Below are 4,207 nucleotides of genomic sequence, written 5' to 3' on the forward strand. Positions count from 1 at the left end.
CGGCAATGGCGAAAGCAGGGAGGCTCAGAGTGGTCATGAGCCCCAACAGCATTATGACAATCTGGCGGCGCATGGTCAGGGGTTAAGATGTTTACATTGCAAATATAATAATAATGTACACACGCGCCAAGGAAATCGGCAGGAAAGTGATGGCTGGGGGAGAAAATCGTATGATGCAGCCTGCTCGAGGCCCGATGTGGTCAAGTATATGGCCATCTTCATGTATGGCCCCCTGTTTCGCGCATTTTAACCCAAAACAAAATCCACTCTTCTAAAAAGTTCTAATGATCGATTTGGGTTAAACATGGATAAATCGCCTGTTTGAACACCATATCGTCCCTCGAACTGTAATTAGAAAGGATCTATCGAAGATCTTTTTGGTGAATCGGTGCCGAAGTCAGGAAAACGTATCTTGCTTAATCTTAATGGAAATGCCATTATCGTATCCATTTTTTGGCTTATTACATATTTCCCATTTTTACGGTCTATATAAATAGCTCTGTAGAGATAGTTATTTAGCTCATTGTCTTGTATATCCCCTTTGTAGATATACGTGTCTTGAGTTTTAGCATATTTCCTCTTATAATTCTGAAAACCCTCCCTATAATAGCGTTCGCAATCTCTTAGTGAATCAAATGCCAGCACCACCTTCTTCCCGATTCTCAGAGTATCATGCTTTGTTCGTCGGTCATACAGGGGACGATAACCAGGACCGACAAGAAGACCCTTATAGATATAAGGATATTTATCATAATTCCAGTTCATCAAGATGGGGCGGGTAACAACAAAAGTGTCATAGCGGGAGTGGCTTTCCGTATACGTTTTGATAATTTCACGTAGAGAGCTATCACAGAAAATCTCTTTTATTTCCAAACCTTCTCCTGGCGTACATGCTATGGGGGCTGTAGACATGCCTAAAGAGTGTGTGGACAAGCAGCCAATTACTGAGAGTGTGGACAAGCAGCCAATTACTAATAGGCATGTCACTTTACTTGCAAAAAAACCTTCGATGTTGATTTAACCATAATGATAATATATTTAATTCATGGAATTTAAGGTCGTTGCCGAATCCAAAACTTCCTCCATCGTTGAAGTCATAATAGAAGCCACGAGTAACCTTGTCCTTTCCTATTACAAGAACAGGTAGTCCTCCCATCTTTTTTGAGAATAAACCATCTGCTTCTGATGCACGCTCATCGCTCATTCTCTCTTGGTGAGTATGAATCTGAGCTGAAATGTTAAACTTCTCCTTTCCTTTGCGTATGACTCCATGTCCAACTCGATAACCATAGTCTCCTATTTCAGACTGCATACTTGTGTTCTTATAATCTGGAAGTACCAGTACACGACTATCTACAAGGATAAATGCAGCTACTTCCCTTCCTCCCTTTTCTCCCATTCTTCGATAATGTACGCTGGCTTGATTCCAGATACGGTTATATGCTTTGGTCTCATTGGCATAGAGTATACTGCCGTCACGACGGTAACTTACCAGTGATTTACCCTTCCCTGTAGTTAAATATGCCCCTATGTACACCTGATTCTTCTTCAAGTCTTTTTGTGAATGAACTTGCGGGGAGTACTGAATAGTATTATCTATATCTCTATACCATTCCATGCCATTATCGTCAATGGTGCTTATCGAATTATTCCCACACGACACGTATGGCGACCATGCGTAATATTTCTCCGCCAAGGCATCCATTACGTTCCACCTCCCCGTGACGGGGTCGTAGTGGCGGGCACCGTGGTCGTACCAGTCGAGGCCGTGGGGGCGGTCGAACTCTTTGCCTATGTATTTGTAGGGTTGGGTGGTGGCATTGCGGCTGTCGCCCATCAGCCCGCCGAATGGATAATAGTGGTTCACCTCCTCTATGTGGCCATCGGCAAGACTGACGGTGATGCGGTTGTTGCCCAGATAGTCCTTGAGATAGTAGTGATAGATGGGCTGATGTGTGGTGTAATCGAATGTAATGTAGCCTCCATTGATGAGTATCATGCTGAGCGTGTCGCAGACATATACACAGTTGCCTGCATATTCGCGCCAGGTATGGACCAGCAGAGAACTGTCACAGGCTGTACCCAAATCATCGTCGGGCAAACTACTGGTATAAGGGTTGAGATAATAATCTACGCGCTGCTTCACTCCGTCGGCAGCATAGGTATAGTCTATGTGGCTGCCGTCAATGTAGTCTATCCTGCATGGCATATTGAGCGCATCGTAACTGATGCGCGTAATCCTGCTGTCTGCATTGCTGGTCATGTTGCCATTGGCATCATAGGTGCGTTCTGTATCAAGGTCGGCTCCGTCTGCATAATACATGGCATCCTTGTAAGCAGGAGTGTCGGCTGCATGATTGGTGACCCGTATCAGTCTGTTGCCGTCATACTGATATGTGAGGTCATCGGTGACGCCATATATCTCATCATAAACCTTGCCGTTGCGAGTCAAGGTAAGGATGTTGCCCATCAGGTCGTAGCTGTACTCCGTGACATATCGGTCTGAGGGCAGGCCGCCCTCCCTATAATCGGCCGCGGCGAGCCTGCCTAACGCGTCGTACTGGTAGCGGTATCCGCGTAGCGAGTCGCCTGCCGCCTGCCAGTCCATGGCCGAGACCCCGCCGCCGTAGCGCGGCTGTCCCCCGTCAGAGGGCTCTCCATAGGACAGCCTCTGGCTGAACAGCGGACTGCTGATGTGTGTGACCCACGAGCGCAGGTTGTAGGCGTAGGCGCTGGGCAGGAACCCTCCCCTGCGCTCTGTGGCTATGCGCATAGTAACTATATGCACACGTTTATGATAGCCATGTAGTGTATAATTATCTATCATGCAAAACATAGTCTTAGTAAAACCCAAGGCGCCCAATAGGGTGGCTTACTTTACCATTTGCATACTTGAAATGCCAGCACAATGGCTCGTACATAATGTATTTTCCACATCCCCATTGGGGGACCGAATAATAGAGGTAATCTACCCTTTTTGTTCCTTCTACTGGCTTAATGAGTGTTCCCAGTTTTTTCTCCACATCGCACCAATCATCTATATTCGACATCAGGAGAATATCAAAGGAGCCATGGCTTATATACCCTATCACACGCTTATGGGCTATTTCTACAAACCTCGTCCTAATGTCGTTAATATCATCATGAAAAGAATATACAAACTCCATCGTGTCATTTTTGATATTAAGTTCCATTACCATGCTGTCTCTCCTTTGTCTTTCCACGGGATAGACATCGTTTATTACATATTCTGTGACAGAATCCAATTTCGCATCTATTATCTCAAAACGCTGCAGAGTTGTCCCAACAGGGCACATAATAATAAAAGAGGTAACATAAGTAATATAGACTAATATGAAATTAGCGAAAACGCACTTGCTTATAAATACCTTTCCCATTATAATATTGTTTAGTATTTGTATAGTAATTATAAACGACGAAAATAGTTCCATGCCGATTCGACGCGTGTTGTAAGTCTGCTGGACTCGGCCCTATATCTATAAAATCCCCCATATTTCCATTTCTCTCTTCTAACGTTGGTTTATGGGTGTGTTTTAATGCGGCAACTTTTCCTCCTTTCCTTCCAATAGCATCTATCAACAAAAGAGATGAGGAAACTTCTCTTTTGTCTTTATCAGTTAGTATGATATTATCCCCTTGGGCCATTTCTATTTGTGCCCATTCCACCTCTGTTCGTTCACCTAATATTCTAAAAAGTTTCTCCGAGTTGTGTCTGTTTTTTATATGCATAGAAGTCTGCGTTATAGTGCCATTTTGAAATTCAATGTCCTGTTTTTCTAACTCCATAATAGTTCCCTCTTCAAACTCAGCAAGTAATTCATCGGTATCTTCCATAAACACTCTATCTTTTTTCGTATTACATCCAAAAAAGGATTTTATTTGTTCCCACATACTTTTTTGTTTATAAAATTGTCCTTGCTTATTTACCCTATAATCTTCTTTCCCATCCGGGTCAACCGCATTTACTGGGTCATCCCCACACGACACGTATGGCGACCATGGGTAATATTTCTCCGCCAAGGCATCCATTACGTTCCATCTTCCCGTCACGGGGTCGTAGTGGCGGGCACCGTGGTCGTACCAGTCCAGTCCGTGGGTGCGGTCGAGCTCTTTGCCTATGTATTTATAGGGTTGCAGGCCGGTGTTGCGGCTGTCGCCCATAACATCGTGCAAAGTTATTGTGACC

At 44.4% G+C, this 4,207-nt stretch carries 4 protein-coding genes; all 4 read right to left on the bottom strand.

What is annotated here, in order from left to right; translation table 11 throughout:
- Positions 1-351: 351 nt before the first annotated feature.
- Positions 352-912 carry a hypothetical protein gene (locus tag CIK92_RS12490; RefSeq protein ID WP_144289434.1) on the bottom strand — a complete coding sequence of 187 codons (561 nt, stop codon included), beginning with the start codon at positions 910-912 and terminating at the stop codon, positions 352-354.
- A gap of 76 nt (positions 913-988) precedes the next feature.
- Positions 989-2,773 (bottom strand): RHS repeat domain-containing protein, encoded by a 1,785-nt coding sequence (locus CIK92_RS12495; protein WP_158214798.1) that lies wholly within the window; start codon positions 2,771-2,773, stop codon positions 989-991.
- 67 nt (positions 2,774-2,840) lie between these two features.
- Positions 2,841-3,398 (bottom strand): hypothetical protein, encoded by a 558-nt coding sequence (locus CIK92_RS12500; RefSeq protein ID WP_094420924.1) that lies wholly within the window; start codon positions 3,396-3,398, stop codon positions 2,841-2,843.
- A partial coding sequence (locus CIK92_RS12505) for an RHS repeat-associated core domain-containing protein (protein ID WP_305775627.1) occupies positions 3,361-4,207 on the bottom strand: 847 nt, incomplete at its 5' end. The genes CIK92_RS12505 and CIK92_RS12500, both read right to left, overlap by 38 nt.

Origin of the sequence: Prevotella sp. P4-67 (assembly GCF_002251325.1) — a bacterium.
In the GTDB taxonomy this organism is placed as follows: domain Bacteria; phylum Bacteroidota; class Bacteroidia; order Bacteroidales; family Bacteroidaceae; genus Prevotella.

What these genes read in the sequence shown, in the direction of transcription:
- CIK92_RS12495 (WP_158214798.1), bottom strand. Translation starts at nt 2,773, where the DNA reads ATGCGCATAGCCACAGAGCGCAGGGGAGGGTTCCTGCCCAGCGCCTAC.
- CIK92_RS12490 (WP_144289434.1), bottom strand. Translation starts at nt 912, where the DNA reads ATGTCTACAGCCCCCATAGCATGTACGCCAGGAGAAGGTTTGGAAATA.
- CIK92_RS12500 (WP_094420924.1), bottom strand. Translation starts at nt 3,398, where the DNA reads ATGGGAAAGGTATTTATAAGCAAGTGCGTTTTCGCTAATTTCATATTA.